This is a genomic window from Pseudomonas sp. DVZ6 (assembly GCF_024259445.1).
GTDB lineage: Bacteria > Pseudomonadota > Gammaproteobacteria > Pseudomonadales > Pseudomonadaceae > Aquipseudomonas > Aquipseudomonas peradeniyensis.
Map to the genome: position 1 here is coordinate 47,898 of NZ_JANCLM010000001.1, position 14,673 is coordinate 62,570.

At 64.1% G+C, this 14,673-nt stretch carries 10 protein-coding genes; 9 read left to right on the forward strand and 1 reads right to left on the reverse strand.

Features of this window, described 5'->3' with window-relative positions:
- Positions 1 to 268: 268 nt before the first annotated feature.
- Positions 269 to 5,134 carry an NAD-glutamate dehydrogenase gene (locus NMG10_RS00210; RefSeq protein WP_254463426.1) on the forward strand — a complete coding sequence of 1,622 codons (4,866 nt, stop codon included), beginning with the start codon at positions 269 to 271 and terminating at the stop codon, positions 5,132 to 5,134.
- Positions 5,135 to 5,310: 176 nt separating this feature from the next.
- Here NMG10_RS00210 and NMG10_RS00215 read toward each other — a convergent pair whose 3' ends face one another.
- Complete coding sequence (locus tag NMG10_RS00215) at positions 5,311 to 6,129, reverse strand: pyruvate, water dikinase regulatory protein (protein ID WP_028692934.1); 819 nt, start codon at positions 6,127 to 6,129, stop codon at positions 5,311 to 5,313.
- 178 nt (positions 6,130 to 6,307) lie between these two features.
- On the opposite strand from NMG10_RS00215, the gene ppsA reads away from it, so the two are divergent.
- The 8 genes from ppsA (at position 6,308) to NMG10_RS00255 (ending at position 14,607) form a co-directional block, all read left to right on the forward strand.
- Complete coding sequence (ppsA, locus tag NMG10_RS00220) at positions 6,308 to 8,683, forward strand: phosphoenolpyruvate synthase (RefSeq protein WP_203647488.1); 2,376 nt, start codon at positions 6,308 to 6,310, stop codon at positions 8,681 to 8,683.
- Between the two features lie 136 nt (positions 8,684 to 8,819).
- The gene (locus NMG10_RS00225) at positions 8,820 to 9,812 is read left to right on the forward strand and encodes an alpha/beta hydrolase (RefSeq protein WP_254463428.1); all 993 of its coding nucleotides are present in this window, start codon (positions 8,820 to 8,822) and stop codon (positions 9,810 to 9,812) included.
- Positions 9,813 to 10,004: 192 nt separating this feature from the next.
- Positions 10,005 to 10,496 carry a ribonuclease E activity regulator RraA gene (rraA, locus tag NMG10_RS00230; RefSeq protein ID WP_254463429.1) on the forward strand — a complete coding sequence of 164 codons (492 nt, stop codon included), beginning with the start codon at positions 10,005 to 10,007 and terminating at the stop codon, positions 10,494 to 10,496.
- Between the two features lie 25 nt (positions 10,497 to 10,521).
- Positions 10,522 to 11,517, forward strand: coding sequence for a zinc transporter ZntB (locus tag NMG10_RS00235; protein WP_254463431.1), 996 nt, complete (start codon positions 10,522 to 10,524; stop codon positions 11,515 to 11,517).
- Between the two features lie 168 nt (positions 11,518 to 11,685).
- Complete coding sequence (locus tag NMG10_RS00240; RefSeq protein WP_028692938.1) at positions 11,686 to 11,949, forward strand: hypothetical protein; 264 nt, start codon at positions 11,686 to 11,688, stop codon at positions 11,947 to 11,949.
- A gap of 2 nt (positions 11,950 to 11,951) precedes the next feature.
- On the forward strand, positions 11,952 to 12,776 hold the full coding sequence (locus NMG10_RS00245; protein ID WP_110739094.1) for a mechanosensitive ion channel domain-containing protein: 825 nt from the start codon (positions 11,952 to 11,954) through the stop codon (positions 12,774 to 12,776).
- Positions 12,777 to 12,889: 113 nt separating this feature from the next.
- On the forward strand, positions 12,890 to 13,456 hold the full coding sequence (sigX, locus tag NMG10_RS00250) for an RNA polymerase sigma factor SigX (RefSeq protein WP_050704759.1): 567 nt from the start codon (positions 12,890 to 12,892) through the stop codon (positions 13,454 to 13,456).
- Positions 13,457 to 13,566: 110 nt separating this feature from the next.
- A complete protein-coding gene (locus NMG10_RS00255) occupies positions 13,567 to 14,607 on the forward strand; it encodes an OmpA family protein (protein WP_203647486.1) in 1,041 nt (346 codons plus the stop codon).
- Positions 14,608 to 14,673: the final 66 nt, after the last annotated feature.

A 14,673-nucleotide genomic window follows, 5' to 3' on the forward strand; every position in this document is an offset into this window, starting at 1 on the left:
CGGCTCGGGTCAATGGCAAGGGAAAGGAATTCTGACAGCCTTGGCGGCCGTGATAAACGTAAAGTTACCGCGCATTGACCGAAATTGTCGCAGCGCTGCAAGCCGCAGTGACCGTTCAGTCGTTAAGCTCCCCAGTCGGTGGACATGACGCTCGTGTCCAACGCCTGGTTTTACCGTCCGGCTTGCCGCGGGTTGGCTATCGTTGATCCGTACCCGGCGGACGTACGCGACGCTTCACCTATAACAAAGCCCAAGCGGAGTACCACAGATGGCGTTTTTCACCGCAGCCAGCAAAGCCGACTTCCAGCATCAACTGCAGGTGGCCCTGGCGCAGCACATCAGCGAACAGTCCCTGCCACAAGTGGCGCTGTTCGCCGAGCAGTTCTTCGGCATCATCTCTCTGGACGAACTCACACAGCGCAGGCTGTCGGACCTGGCCGGCTGCACGCTGTCCGCCTGGCGCATCATCGAGCGCTTCGACCCCGAACACCCGCAGGTGCGGGTCTACAACCCCGATTACGAACGCCACGGCTGGCAATCGACCCACACCGTGGTCGAGGTGCTGCACCACGACCTGCCGTTCCTGGTCGACTCGGTACGCACCGAGCTCAACCGCCGCGGCTACAGCATCCACACCCTGCAGACCACCGTGCTCAGCGTGCGCCGCGGCGCCAAGGGCGAGCTGGTCGAACTGCTGCCCAAGGGCACCCAGGGCGAGGGCGTCAGCCATGAGTCGCTGATGTACCTGGAGATCGACCGCTGCGCCAATGCCGCCGAGCTCAACACCCTGAGCATGGAGCTGGAGCAGGTACTGGCCGAAGTGCGCGGCGTGGTCGCCGACTTCGAGCCGATGAAAGCCAAGATCCGCGAGCTGCTGGAACTGGTGGAGCAGAACGCCTTCGGCCCGGCGCAGAACGACAAGGCCGAGGTGAAGAGCTTCCTGTCGTGGCTGCTGGACAACCATTTCACCTTCCTCGGCTATGAGGAATTCACTGTCGAGTCCGATGCCGACGGCGGCCATCTGGTCTACGACGAGGCCTCGTTCCTGGGCCTGGCCCGCCTGCTGCGCGCAGGCCTGGGCGCCGACGACCTGCGCATCGAGGACTACGCCGTCGCCTACCTGCGCGAGCCGCGCCTGCTGTCGTTCGCCAAGGCCTCGCAGCCGAGCCGCGTGCACCGCCCGGCGTACCCGGACTACGTGTCGATCCGCCAGATCGACCAGGATGGCAAGGTCATCAAGGAATGCCGCTTCATGGGCCTGTACACCTCGTCGGTGTACGGCGAGAGCGTGCATACCATCCCGTACATCCGTGGCAAGGTCGCCGAAGTCGAACGCCGTTCCAACTTCGACCCCAAAGCCCACCTGGGCAAGGAGCTGGCCCAGGTCCTCGAGGTACTGCCGCGCGACGACCTGTTCCAGACCCCGGTCGACGAACTGCTCAGTACCGTCATGTCGATCGTGCAGATCCAGGAGCGCAACAAGATCCGCGTGTTCCTGCGCAAGGACCCGTACGGCCGCTTCTGCTACTGCCTGGCCTATGTGCCACGCGAGATCTACTCCACCGAGGTGCGGCAGAAGATCCAGCAGGTGCTGATGGAGCGTCTGAAGGCCACCGACTGCGAGTTCTGGACCTTCTTCTCCGAATCGGTGTTGGCCCGCGTGCAGCTGATCCTGCGGGTGGACCCGAAGAACCGCATCGACATCGACCCGCAGCAGCTGGAAAACGAAGTGATCCAGGCTTGCCGTTCGTGGCAGGACGACTTCTCGGCGCTGGTGGTGGAGAACTTCGGCGAGGCCCATGGCACCAACATCCTGGCCGACTTCCCGAAAGGCTTCCCGGCCGGTTACCGCGAGCGCTTCGCCGCGCACTCGGCGGTGGTCGACATGCAGCATGTGCTGAACCTGTCGGAAGCCAAGCCGCTGGCCATGAGCTTCTACCAGCCGCTGACCCAGTTGGGCGAGCGCCAGCTGCACTGCAAGCTGTACCACGCCGATACGCCGCTGGCGCTGTCGGACGTGCTGCCGATCCTGGAAAACCTCGGCCTGCGCGTGCTCGGCGAGTTCCCGTACCGCCTGCGCCACGCCAGCGGCCGCGAGTTCTGGATCCACGACTTCGCCTTCACCTACAGCGAAGGCCTCAATCTTGATATCCAGCAGCTCAACGACACCTTCCAGGATGCCTTCGTCCATATCGTCAAGGGCGACGCCGAGAACGACGCCTTCAACCGCCTGGTGCTGACCGCCGGCCTGCCGTGGCGCGACGTGGCGCTGCTGCGCGCCTACGCCCGCTACCTCAAGCAGATCCGCCTGGGCTTCGACCTGGGCTACATCGCCAGTACCCTGAACAACCACACCGACATCGCCCGCGAGCTGACCCGGTTGTTCAAGACCCGCTTCTACCTGGCGCGCAAGCTGACCCAGGAAGATCTGGACGACAAGCAGCTGCGCCTGGAGCAGGCGATCCTCAGCGCCCTGGACGAGGTCCAGGTGCTCAACGAGGACCGCATCCTGCGCCGCTACCTGGACCTGATCAAGGCCACCCTGCGCACCAACTTCTACCAGCCGGACGCCAACGGCCAGAACAAGTCGTACTTCAGCTTCAAGTTCAACCCCAAGCTGATCCCGGAACTGCCGAAACCGGTGCCGAAGTTCGAGATCTTCGTCTATTCGCCGCGGGTCGAGGGCGTGCACCTGCGCTTCGGCAACGTCGCCCGCGGCGGCCTGCGCTGGTCGGACCGCGAAGAGGACTTCCGCACCGAAGTGCTCGGCCTGGTCAAGGCCCAACAGGTGAAGAACTCGGTGATCGTGCCGGTGGGCGCCAAGGGCGGCTTCCTGCCGCGCCGCCTGCCGCTGGGCGGCAGCCGTGACGAGATCGCCGCCGAAGGCGTGGCGTGCTACCGCATCTTCATCTCCGGCCTGCTCGACATCACCGACAACCTCAAGGATGGTGGCGTGGTGCCGCCGGCCAACGTGGTGCGCCACGATGACGACGACCCGTACTTGGTGGTGGCGGCCGACAAAGGCACCGCGACCTTCTCCGACATCGCCAACGGCATCGCCATCGACTACGGCTTCTGGCTGGGCGACGCCTTTGCCTCCGGCGGCTCGGCCGGCTACGACCACAAGAAGATGGGCATCACCGCCCGTGGCGCCTGGGTCGGCGTGCAGCGTCACTTCCGCGAGCGCGGCATCAACGTGCAGGAAGATCCGATCACCGTGGTCGGGGTCGGCGACATGGCCGGCGACGTGTTCGGCAACGGCTTGCTGATGTCCGACAAGCTACAACTGGTGGCAGCGTTCAACCACCTGCACATCTTCATCGACCCGAATCCGGACCCGGCCACCAGCTTCGTCGAGCGCAAGCGCCTGTTCGACCTGCCGCGCTCGGCCTGGAGTGACTACGACACCGGCATCATGTCCGAAGGCGGCGGGATCTTCCCGCGCAGCGCCAAGAGCATCGCCATCAGCCCGCAGATGAAGGAACGCTTCGCCATCGAAGCGGATCGCCTGACCCCGACCGAACTGCTGCACGCGTTGCTGCAGGCGCCGGTGGACCTGTTGTGGAACGGTGGTATCGGCACCTACGTCAAGGCCAGCAGCGAAAGCCACGCCGATGTCGGCGACAAGGCCAACGACGCCCTGCGCGTCAACGGCAACGAGCTGCGCTGCAAGGTGGTGGGCGAGGGCGGCAACCTGGGCATGACCCAGCTCGGCCGGGTCGAGTTCGGCCTCAACGGCGGCGCCACCAACACCGACTTCATCGACAACGCCGGCGGCGTGGACTGCTCCGACCACGAGGTCAACATCAAGATCCTGCTCAACGAAGTGGTGCAGGGTGGCGACATGACCGAGAAGCAGCGCAACCAGCTGCTGGGCAGCATGACCGACGAAGTCGCAGGCCTGGTGCTGGGCAACAACTACAAGCAGACCCAGGCGCTGTCGCTGGCCGCCCGCCGCGCCCGCGAGCGGATCGCCGAGTACAAGCGCCTGATGGCCGACCTCGAGTCTCGTGGCAAGCTGGACCGCGCCATCGAGTTCCTGCCCACCGAGGAGCAGCTGGCCGAGCGCCTGGCCGCCGGCCAGGGCCTGACCCGCGCCGAGCTGTCGGTCCTGATCTCGTACAGCAAGATCGACCTCAAGGAGCAACTGCTCAAGTCGCTGGTGCCGGACGACGACTACCTGACCCGCGACATGGAGACGGCCTTCCCGCCGTCGCTGGTGAGCAAGTTCGCTGACTCGATGCGCCGTCACCGCCTCAAGCGCGAGATCGTCAGCACCCAGATCGCCAACGACCTGGTCAACAACATGGGCATCACCTTCGTCCAGCGTCTGAAGGAGTCCACCGGCATGAGCCCGGCCAACGTCGCCGGCGCCTATGTGATCGTGCGTGACATCTTCCACCTGCCGCACTGGTTCCGCCAGATCGAGGCCCTGGACTATCAGGTCCCGGCCGAGATCCAGCTGACCCTGATGGACGAGCTGATGCGCCTGGGCCGTCGTGCCACCCGCTGGTTCCTGCGCAGCCGCCGTAACGAGCAGGATGCGGGCCGCGACGTCGCCCACTTCGGGCCGGTGCTCGCGCAATTGGGGCTCAAGCTCGACGAACTGCTGGAAGGCCCGACCCGCGAGCGCTGGATGGTCCGCTACCAGGGCTTCGTCGAGGCCGGTGTGCCGGAGTTGCTGGCACGCATGGTGGCCGGCACCACCCACCTGTACACCCTGTTGCCGATCATCGAGGCCTCGGACGTCACCGGTCACGATCCGGCGCAGGTGGCCAAGGCGTTCTTCGCCGTGGGCAGCTCGCTGGACCTGACCTGGTACCTGCAGGAGATCAGCAACCTGCCGGTGGAGAACAACTGGCAGGCCCTGGCCCGCGAGGCGTTCCGCGACGATATCGACCTGCAGCAGCGGGCGATCACCATCTCCGTGCTGCAGATGGCCGACGCGCCGCAAGACATGGATGCACGGGTGGCGCTGTGGTGTGAACAGCACCGCGTCATGGTCGAGCGCTGGCGCGCCATGCTCGACGACCTGCGCAACGCCACCGGCACCGACTATGCGATGTACGCGGTGGCCAACCGCGAGCTGGTCGACCTGGCGATGAGCGGGCAGGCGGCGGTGATTCCGTCCTGAGCCTGGCGTTGAGGTAAAAGAAAGCCCCGGCAGTGATGCCGGGGCTTTTCTTTGGGCCTTCTGTCAGCAGGTCTGGCCCTTTCGCGGGTAAACCCGCTCCCACAGGGACCTCACTGCCTCAAGCCCTGTGATATCCCTGTGGGAGCGGGTTTACCCGCGAAGAGGCCGGTTCAGGCTTACTTGAACCGCCGCTCCACGCCTTTTTCCACCAGGATCTTCGCCGAGATCTCCTCCACCGAGAAATGCGTGGAGTTGATGTTGGGAATGTTCTCCCGACGGAACAGGTTCTCCACCTCGCGCACCTCGAACTCGCACTGGGCAAAGCTCGAGTAGCGGCTGTTGGGCTTGCGCTCGTGGCGGATGGCGGTCAGGCGGTCGGGGTCGATGGTCAGGCCGAACAGCTTGCTGTGGTGCTTCTTCAGCACCGCCGGCAGTTGCAGGCGCTCCATGTCGTCCTCGGTCAGCGGGTAGTTGGCGGCGCGGATGCCGAACTGCATGGCCATGTACAGGCAGGTCGGGGTCTTGCCGCAGCGCGACACGCCGACCAGGATCAGGTCGGCCTTGTCGTAGTAGTGGGTGCGCGCGCCGTCATCGTTGTCCAGGGCGAAGTTGACCGCCTCGATGCGCTCCATGTAGTTGGAATTGCCGCCGATCGAGTGGGATTTGCCCACGGAATACGACGAATGGGCGGTCAATTCCTGCTCGAGCGGGGATAAAAACGTCGAGAAGATGTCGATCATGAAGCCATTGGACGTGGCCATGACCTCACGGATGTCCTGGTTGACGATGGTGTCGAAAATGATCGGACGCACTCCGTCGCGCTCGGCCGCGGCGTTGATCTGCTGGACCATGGCCCGGGCCTTGTCCAGCGTATCGATGTAGGGGCGCGTGAATTTATTGAACGGAATGCTCTCGAATTGTGCGAGCAGGCTCTGGCCCAGCGTTTCTGCAGTGATGCCGGTACCGTCGGAGATGAAGAACGCGGTTCGTTTCATTTGCACCTGGGGGCCTTAAGCTGCCGAAGATTTCTGGATATGATAGGTTCGGTTTGCCGAACGCGGTTGCTCGGCATTCTCACTTATTTTCCAGGTCCAGGCCACAAGCGTCCGGCCCAGTCAGTCAGGCAGGCGGGCGCCCTTGAGCTTTTCCAATACAGTTAGTGGAGAGATCACCTTGGTAGAGTACGTAGTTTCCCTCGATAAGCTCGGCGTCCATGATGTGGAGCATGTGGGGGGCAAGAACGCATCCCTGGGCGAGATGATCAGTAACCTCGCAGGTGCCGGTGTCTCGGTGCCGGGCGGCTTTGCCACTACGGCTCAGGCGTACCGCGATTTTCTCGAGCAAAGTGGCCTGAACGAGCGCATCCACGCGGCGCTCGATGCGCTGGACGTCGATGACGTCAACGCCCTGGCCAAGACCGGCGCGCAGATCCGCCAGTGGGTGATGGAAGCCGATTTCCCGGCGCGTCTGGACGCAGAAATCCGTACGGCCTTCGCCGAGATGGCCGGCGGCAACGACAACATGGCCGTGGCCGTGCGTTCCTCGGCCACCGCCGAGGACCTGCCGGATGCCTCCTTCGCCGGCCAGCAGGAGACCTTCCTCAACATCCGCGGCGTCGACAACGTGATCCGCGCGGCCAAGGAAGTGTTCGCCTCGCTGTTCAACGACCGCGCCATTTCCTACCGCGTGCACCAGGGCTTCGACCACAAGCTGGTGGCCCTGTCCGCGGGCGTGCAGCGCATGGTCCGCTCCGAGACCGGCACCGCCGGCGTGATGTTCACCCTCGACACCGAGTCGGGCTTCCGCGACGTGGTGTTCATCACCGGCGCCTACGGCCTGGGCGAAACCGTGGTACAGGGTGCGGTCAACCCGGACGAATTCTACGTGCACAAGCAGACCCTGCAGGCCGGCCGTCCGGCGATCCTGCGCCGCAACCTGGGCAGCAAGGCAATCAAGATGGTCTATGGCGACGAAGCCAAGGCCGGGCGCTCGGTCAAGACCGTCGAGGTCGAGCGTGCCGAGCGCGCGCGCTTCTGCCTGAGCGACGCCGAGGTCAACGAACTGGCCAAGCAGGCGATGATCATCGAGCAGCACTACCAGCGCCCGATGGACATCGAGTGGGCCAAGGACGGTGACGACGGCAAGCTGTACATCGTCCAGGCCCGCCCCGAGACTGTGAAGAGCCGTTCCAGCGCCAATGTCATGGAGCGCTACCTGCTGAAAGAGAAGGGCACCGTGCTGGTCGAGGGCCGCGCCATCGGCCAGCGCATCGGCGCCGGCAAGGTCCGCGTAATCAACGATGTCTCGGAAATGGACAAGGTCCAGCCGGGCGACGTGCTGGTTTCGGACATGACCGACCCGGACTGGGAACCGGTGATGAAGCGCGCCAGCGCCATCGTCACCAACCGCGGCGGGCGTACCTGCCACGCGGCGATCATCGCCCGTGAACTGGGCATTCCGGCCGTTGTCGGCTGCGGCAACGCCACCCAGGTCCTGAAAGACGGCCAGGGCGTCACCGTGTCCTGCGCCGAAGGCGACACCGGCTTCATCTTCGAAGGCGAGCTGGGCTTCGACGTCAAGCAGAACTCGGTCGATGCCATGCCGGAACTGCCGTTCAAGATCATGATGAACGTCGGCAACCCGGACCGCGCCTTCGACTTCGCCCAGCTGCCCAACGCCGGTGTCGGCCTTGCGCGCCTGGAGTTCATCATCAACCGCATGATCGGCGTGCACCCCAAGGCGCTGCTCAACTACGCCGGCCTGCCGCCGGAGCTGAAGGAAAGCGTCGACAAGCGCATCGCCGGCTACGACGACCCGGTTGGCTTCTATGTCGAGAAGCTGGTCGAGGGCATCAGCACCCTGGCTGCGGCCTTCTACCCGAAAAAGGTCATCGTGCGCCTGTCGGACTTCAAGTCCAACGAGTACGCCAACCTGATCGGCGGCAAACTCTACGAGCCGGAAGAAGAAAACCCGATGCTGGGCTTCCGCGGCGCCTCGCGCTACATCAGCGAGTCGTTCCGTGACTGCTTCGAGCTCGAGTGCCGTGCGCTGAAGCGCGTGCGCAACGAGATGGGCCTGACCAACGTCGAGATCATGGTGCCGTTCGTGCGCACCCTGGGCGAAGCCAGCCAGGTTGTCGACCTGCTCGCCGAGAATGGCCTGGCCCGCGGTGACAACGGCCTGCGCGTGATCATGATGTGCGAGCTGCCGTCCAACGCCATCCTCGCCGAAGAGTTCCTCGAGTACTTCGACGGCTTCTCCATCGGCTCCAACGACCTGACCCAGCTGACCCTGGGTCTGGACCGCGACTCCGGCATCATCGCCCACCTGTTCGATGAACGTAACCCGGCCGTGAAGAAGCTGCTGGCCAACGCCATTGCCGCGTGCAACAAGGCCGGCAAGTACATCGGCATCTGCGGTCAAGGCCCGTCGGACCACCCGGACCTGGCCAAGTGGCTGATGGAGCAGGGCATCGAGAGCGTGTCGCTGAACCCGGACTCGGTGCTCGAGACCTGGTTCTTCCTGGCCGAGGGCCAGGGCGCGGCGTGATGCGCTGAAGGCAACACACTGTGGGAGCGGGCTTGGCCCGCGATAGCGCCAGATGGGACAGCAGTGTCTGCAGGTCTGGTTCAATCGCGGGGCAAGCCCGCTCCCACGTTCATATCCTCAGTTTGTTCGTGAACCCATGCAAAGCAGCTCCACCCAATTTCCCGTCGCGTTGCTCAGTGCCGAGCGCCGCGGCGACCTCAGCGAAGACGTCTACCGGATCAAGGCCGGCAACAGCCCCGATCCGAGCGTTGAGCTGGCCGTCACCCGCCTGGGCCTGGCCGATCAGGACCACGCCCAGGGCGTGCCGGTCATTCTCCTGCACGGCAGTTTCTCCAACCGGCGCTTCTGGTATTCGCCCAAGGGCATCGGCCTGGGCGCCTATCTGGCCCGCGCCGGGTTCGATGTGTGGATCCCGGAGATGCGCGGCCACGGCCTGTCGCCGCGCAACCGCGATTGGCGACAGAACCGTGTGGCCGACTATGCGCGCTACGACCTGCCGGTGATCGGCGCTTTCGTTCGCGAGCAGGCCGGGCAGGCGCCGCACTGGGTCGGCCACTCGCTGGGCGGCACCACCCTGGCGGCGGCGCTGGGTAGCAGTTACCTGGACGTCGCGCTGGTGGCCAGCGCGGCGCTGTTCGGCACCCAGGTCAGCCGGGTCTACTGGCCGCTGAAAGTGCCGCCGGTGGAGTGGGGCGCGCGCGTGTTGCTCAAGCGCTTCGCGCAGATCTCGGGTTCGCGCCTCAAGCGTGGCCCGGAGGACGAACCCATCGGCCTGGCCCTGGAGAGCTTGCGCTGGAATGGCCTGTTTGGCCGCTTCGGCGACAAGGACAAGGACTGGTGGGCGGGGCTGGCCGAGGTCGAGGTGCCGCTGCTGGCGGTGGCCGGGGCCGGTGACTTCCAGGACCCGGTGTGGGCCTGTCGCAAGCTGTTCGAGCAGTTCGGCGGTGACGCCAGGCAGTTCCTGCGGTTGGGGCGCGAGGAGGGCTTCGAGGCCTTCGGGCATGTCGACATGCTGGTCAGCAAGGCGGCGCAAACCCAGGTGTGGCCGCTGGTGGAGCGCTGGCTGAGGGATCCGCAGGTGCCGGTGCATGCCTCGACGGTGGTGATGGAGCCGGTGCCCGCCAGTTGATTCCGCGTGGGGTTCTTCGCGGGTAAACCCGCTCCCACAGGTGAGGTGCGAAACCCTGTGGGAGCGGGTTTACCCGCGAAGAGGCCGGAGCAGACAAAAGCAAACTGACTGCTCGGTCCCGGATGACTGCCGGCCTCCTGCGGTGTAGCCTTGCTCCACATCCGCTTTCGTTGTGACTGACAGGAGTTTCCCATGCAGCATTACGTAACGCCCGACCTGTGCGACGTTTACCCGGACCTGGTCCAGGTGCTCGAACCCATGTTCAGCAACTTCGGCGGCCACGACTCGTTCGGTGGCCAGATCGTCACCATCAAGTGCTTCGAGGACAATTCGCTGGTCAAGGAGCAGGTCGAGCTCGACGGCAAGGGCAAGGTTCTGGTGGTCGACGGCGGCGGCTCGCTGCGCCGCGCGCTGCTGGGCGACATGCTCGCCGAGAAAGCGGCGAAAAATGGCTGGGAAGGCCTGCTGATCTACGGCTGCGTGCGTGACGTGGACGTGCTGGCGCAGACCGATGTCGGCATCCAGGCCCTGGCCAGTCACCCGATGAAGACCGACAAGCGTGGCATCGGCGACCTCAATGTCGCGGTGACCTTCGCTGGCGTGACCTTCCGCCCGGGCGAGTATGTGTATGCCGACAACAACGGCGTGCTGGTCTCGCCGAGCCCGCTGAAGATGCCCGAGTGACGCGCCGTACACCGATGGAGCTTTGATGTTCGAGGAAGACAACGCGCAGTGGGGCCTGGTGCATGCCCTGGTGCTCGATGGCAAGGGTGGCGCGCGCTCGATCGCCCGCACCGAGCTGGACGACCTGCAGCTGCAGCCCCAGGAGAGCCTGTGGCTGCACTGGGACCGCAGTCACCCGCAGACCCGCACCTGGTTGCTCCACGACAGTGGCCTGAGCGAGTTCGCCTGCGAATTGCTGCTGGAGGAGAACACCCGCCCGCGCCTGCTGCCATTGGCCGACGAGCAGATGCTGCTGTTCCTGCGCGGGGTCAACCTCAACCCGGGCGCCGAGCCTGAGGACATGGTCTCGGTGCGTATCTTCGCCGAGGCGCGTCGGGTCATTTCCCTGCGTCTGCGGCCCCTTCGGGCGAGCGACGAGGTCCTGCAGAAACTGGACGAGGGCAGGGGGCCGAAGACCGCCTCCGAACTGCTGTTGCTGATGGGTGAACTGTTGACCGAAAAGGTCCAGGCGCTGGTCAGCGACCTGTCCGAAGCGGTCGATCTGGAAGAAGAAAAGGTAGAATCCGACGAACGGTATTCTCCGGCCCAGGGCAGCCTGCAGCAGATCCGGCGCCGCGCCGCCGGCCTGCGGCGTTTCCTCGCCCCCCAGCGCGACATCTATGCCCAGCTGTCGCGCAGCAAATACAGCTGGTTCGCCGATGCCGACGCCGACTACTGGAACGAGTTGAACAACAGCCTGATCCGCTACCTCGAAGAGCTCGAACTGGCCCGCGAGCGCGCCGCGCTGGTGCTGGAAAGCGAGGACCGGCGGCGCAGCGAGCGGATGAACCGGACCATGTACCGGTTCGGCATCATCACCTGCATTTTCCTGCCCATGAGCTTCATCACCGGGCTGCTGGGCATCAATGTCGGCGGTATTCCGGGCGCGGAAAACCCCTATGGCTTCCTGTTCGCCTGCATGGTCGTGCTGGGGCTGGCAGCAGGGCAGTGGTGGTTGTTCCGGCGGTTGCGGTGGGTGTGATGTATCTTGTCGCGGGGCAAGCCCGCTCCCACGCTCTCAGCGTGGTTCCGTGGGAGCGGGCTTGCCCCGCGATGGGCTCGCACACTCATTTTGAAACACTCGTCCCACATCCCTGTGTGACCCATTGCTCGGCGCCCTCGTCTTTGACTGACATTGCGCGAGGTGCCCATGCACGATCCGTTTGAAGAATCCCTGCGCGACCTGCTCAAGGCGTCGCCGTCCGGCCAGGACCGCGACGACGCCGCCTGCCTGGGTCGCGTGCTCAAGACCGCCAACCGCCAGGTCGGCGCGGGCGATCTGTTCAGCCTGCTTGGCCGCTGGAGCCAGGCGCTGCTGATCGCCGTGAACAATGGCTCGGCGCATGTCGCGCCGGTCCGTCGCAACTCTACCCGCAAACCTGCCGCCGGCAGCAACGCAGATAAGGCCGATTGAATATGGAACTCGATCTCTGGACCCAGAGCCTGGTCACCGCCATGACTGCCCTTTGGACCAAGGTGGCGAACTTCATCCCCAACCTGTTCGGCGCGCTGGTCGTGGTGCTGCTCGGTTTCGTCGTGGCCAAGCTGCTCGACACCCTGCTGTCCAAGGTGCTGGCCAAGTTCGGCCTGGATCGCCTGATGAGTGGCACCGGGCTGACCAAGATGCTCGCCCGGGTCGGCATCCAGGTGCCGATCTCGACCTTGATCGGCAAGATCGTCTACTGGTTCGTGCTGCTGATCTTCCTGGTCTCGGCCGCGGAATCCCTGGGGCTCGAGCGGGTCTCGGCGACCCTCGACATGCTCGCCCTGTACCTGCCCAAGGTGTTCGGCGCGGCCCTGGTGCTGCTGGCCGGCGTGCTCCTGGCGCAACTGGTCAACGGTCTGGTGCGCGGCGCCGCCGAGGGTATCGGCCTGGAGTACGCCGCCGGCGTCGGGCGCATCGCCCAGGGCCTGGTGATCATCATCAGCATCTCGGTGGCCATCAGCCAGCTCGAGGTCAAGACCGACCTGCTGAACCATGTGATCGTCATCGGGCTGATTACCGTTGGTCTGGCCGTTGCACTGGCGATGGGCCTGGGCAGCCGGGAAATCGCCGGGCAGATCCTGGCCGGCATCTATGTGCGCGAGTTGTATCAAGTCGGCCAGCAGGTGCGTATTGGCGAGGTCGAGGGGCACATCGAGGAAATCGGCACGGTCAAGACGACCCTGCTGACCGATGATGGCGAACTGGTGTCGTTGTCTAATCGCGAGCTGCTCGAGCAGCGCGTGAATAGCCGCTAACCGCACAAAAGCTGTTAATGTATGCCGCCGCAAAAATCGGCCCACAGGGCCGAGCGGCGACATTGACCTGACTGTCGGCCAGATCCGTTTTGAATAAAGTTCATTCGCCGCCCATGCGCTATGACCCCCGCGAGCTCACCGACGAGGAGTTGGTGGCGCGTTCGCATGAGGAGCTGTTTCACGTCACCCGCGCCTACGAGGAACTGATGCGCCGCTACCAGCGCACGCTGTTCAACGTCTGCGCGCGCTACCTGGGGAACGATCGGGATGCCGACGATGTCTGTCAGGAGGTGATGCTCAAGGTGCTGTACGGGTTGAAGAACTTCGAGGGCAAGTCCAAGTTCAAGACCTGGCTCTACAGCATCACCTACAACGAATGCATCACCCAGTACCGCAAGGAGCGTCGCAAGCGCCGGTTGATGGATGCCCTGAGCCTGGACCCTGTCGAAGAGGCGTCCGAGGACAAGGCACCGAAGCCGGAGGAGAAGGGCGGGCTGGACAAATGGCTGGTGCATGTGAACCCGATCGACCGGGAAATCCTGGTGCTGCGATTTGTCGCAGAGCTGGAATTCCAGGAGATCGCGGACATCATGCACATGGGCCTGAGCGCCACGAAAATGCGCTACAAGCGTGCGCTCGACAAGCTTAGAGAGAAATTTGCAGGCCTGGCTGAAACTTAGTGGCCAGCAAATACCTCTAACCAACCGGCAAGTTCTGCTAGACTTGCCGTCGAGTTGTCCCCCGGATGTTGGTGGGACTGCTTAACTATCACCAGATGGGGATTTAACGGATGAAATTGAAAAACACCTTGGGCTTGGCCATTGGCTCGCTCGTGGCCGCTACTTCGTTCGGCGTTCTGGCTCAAGGCCAAGGCGCTGTCGAAATCGAAGGCAACGTCACCAAGCAGTACTACGACAGCGAGCGTAACTTCAAGAACACCGGCACCAACCCTGGTGTCCGCCTCGGTTACTTCCTGACCGACGACGTGTCCCTGGACCTGGGCTACAACGAGACCCACAACGCTCGTGGTGAAGTCTTCAACAAAGACATCAAAGGCTCCAAGACCAAGCTGGACGCCACCTACCACTTCGGTACCGTCGGTGACGCCCTGCGTCCGTACGTTTCCGCTGGTTTCGCTCACGAAAGCCTGGGCCAGGCCACTCGTGGCGGCCGTGACCACTCCACCTTCGCCAACGTTGGCGCTGGCGCCAAGTGGTACATCACCGACATGTTCTTCGCCCGTGCCGGCGTCGAAGCCATGTACAACATCGACAACGGCAACACCGAGTGGGGTCCGACCGTTGGTCTGGGTCTGAACTTCGGTGGCAGCGGTGGCCAGAAAGCCGCTCCTGCGCCAGCTCCAGTTGCCGAAGTCTGCTCCGACAGCGACAACGATGGCGTCTGCGACAACGTCGACAAGTGCCCTGACACCCCAGCCAACGTTACCGTTGATGCTGATGGCTGCCCGGCTGTTGCCGAAGTCGTTCGCGTTGAGCTGGACGTCAAGTTCGACTTCGACAAGTCGGTCGTCAAGCCTAACAGCTACGGCGACATCAAGAACCTGGCTGACTTCATGAAGCAGTACCCACAGACCACCACCACCGTGGAAGGTCACACTGACTCCGTCGGTCCAGACGCTTACAACCAGAAGCTGTCCGAGCGTCGCGCCAGCGCTGTCAAGCAAGTCCTGACCCAGCAGTACGGCATCGAATCGAGCCGTGTTGACTCGGTTGGCTACGGTGAGACCCGTCCGGTCGCCGACAACGCCACCGATGCTGGCCGCGCCGTCAACCGTCGCGTAGAAGCTCAGGTAGAAGCCCAGGCCAAGTAATTGGTTTGACGCTTCACGAAAAACCCGGCCTCGGCCGGGTTTTTCTTTGCCCGAGATTTTTCGAGA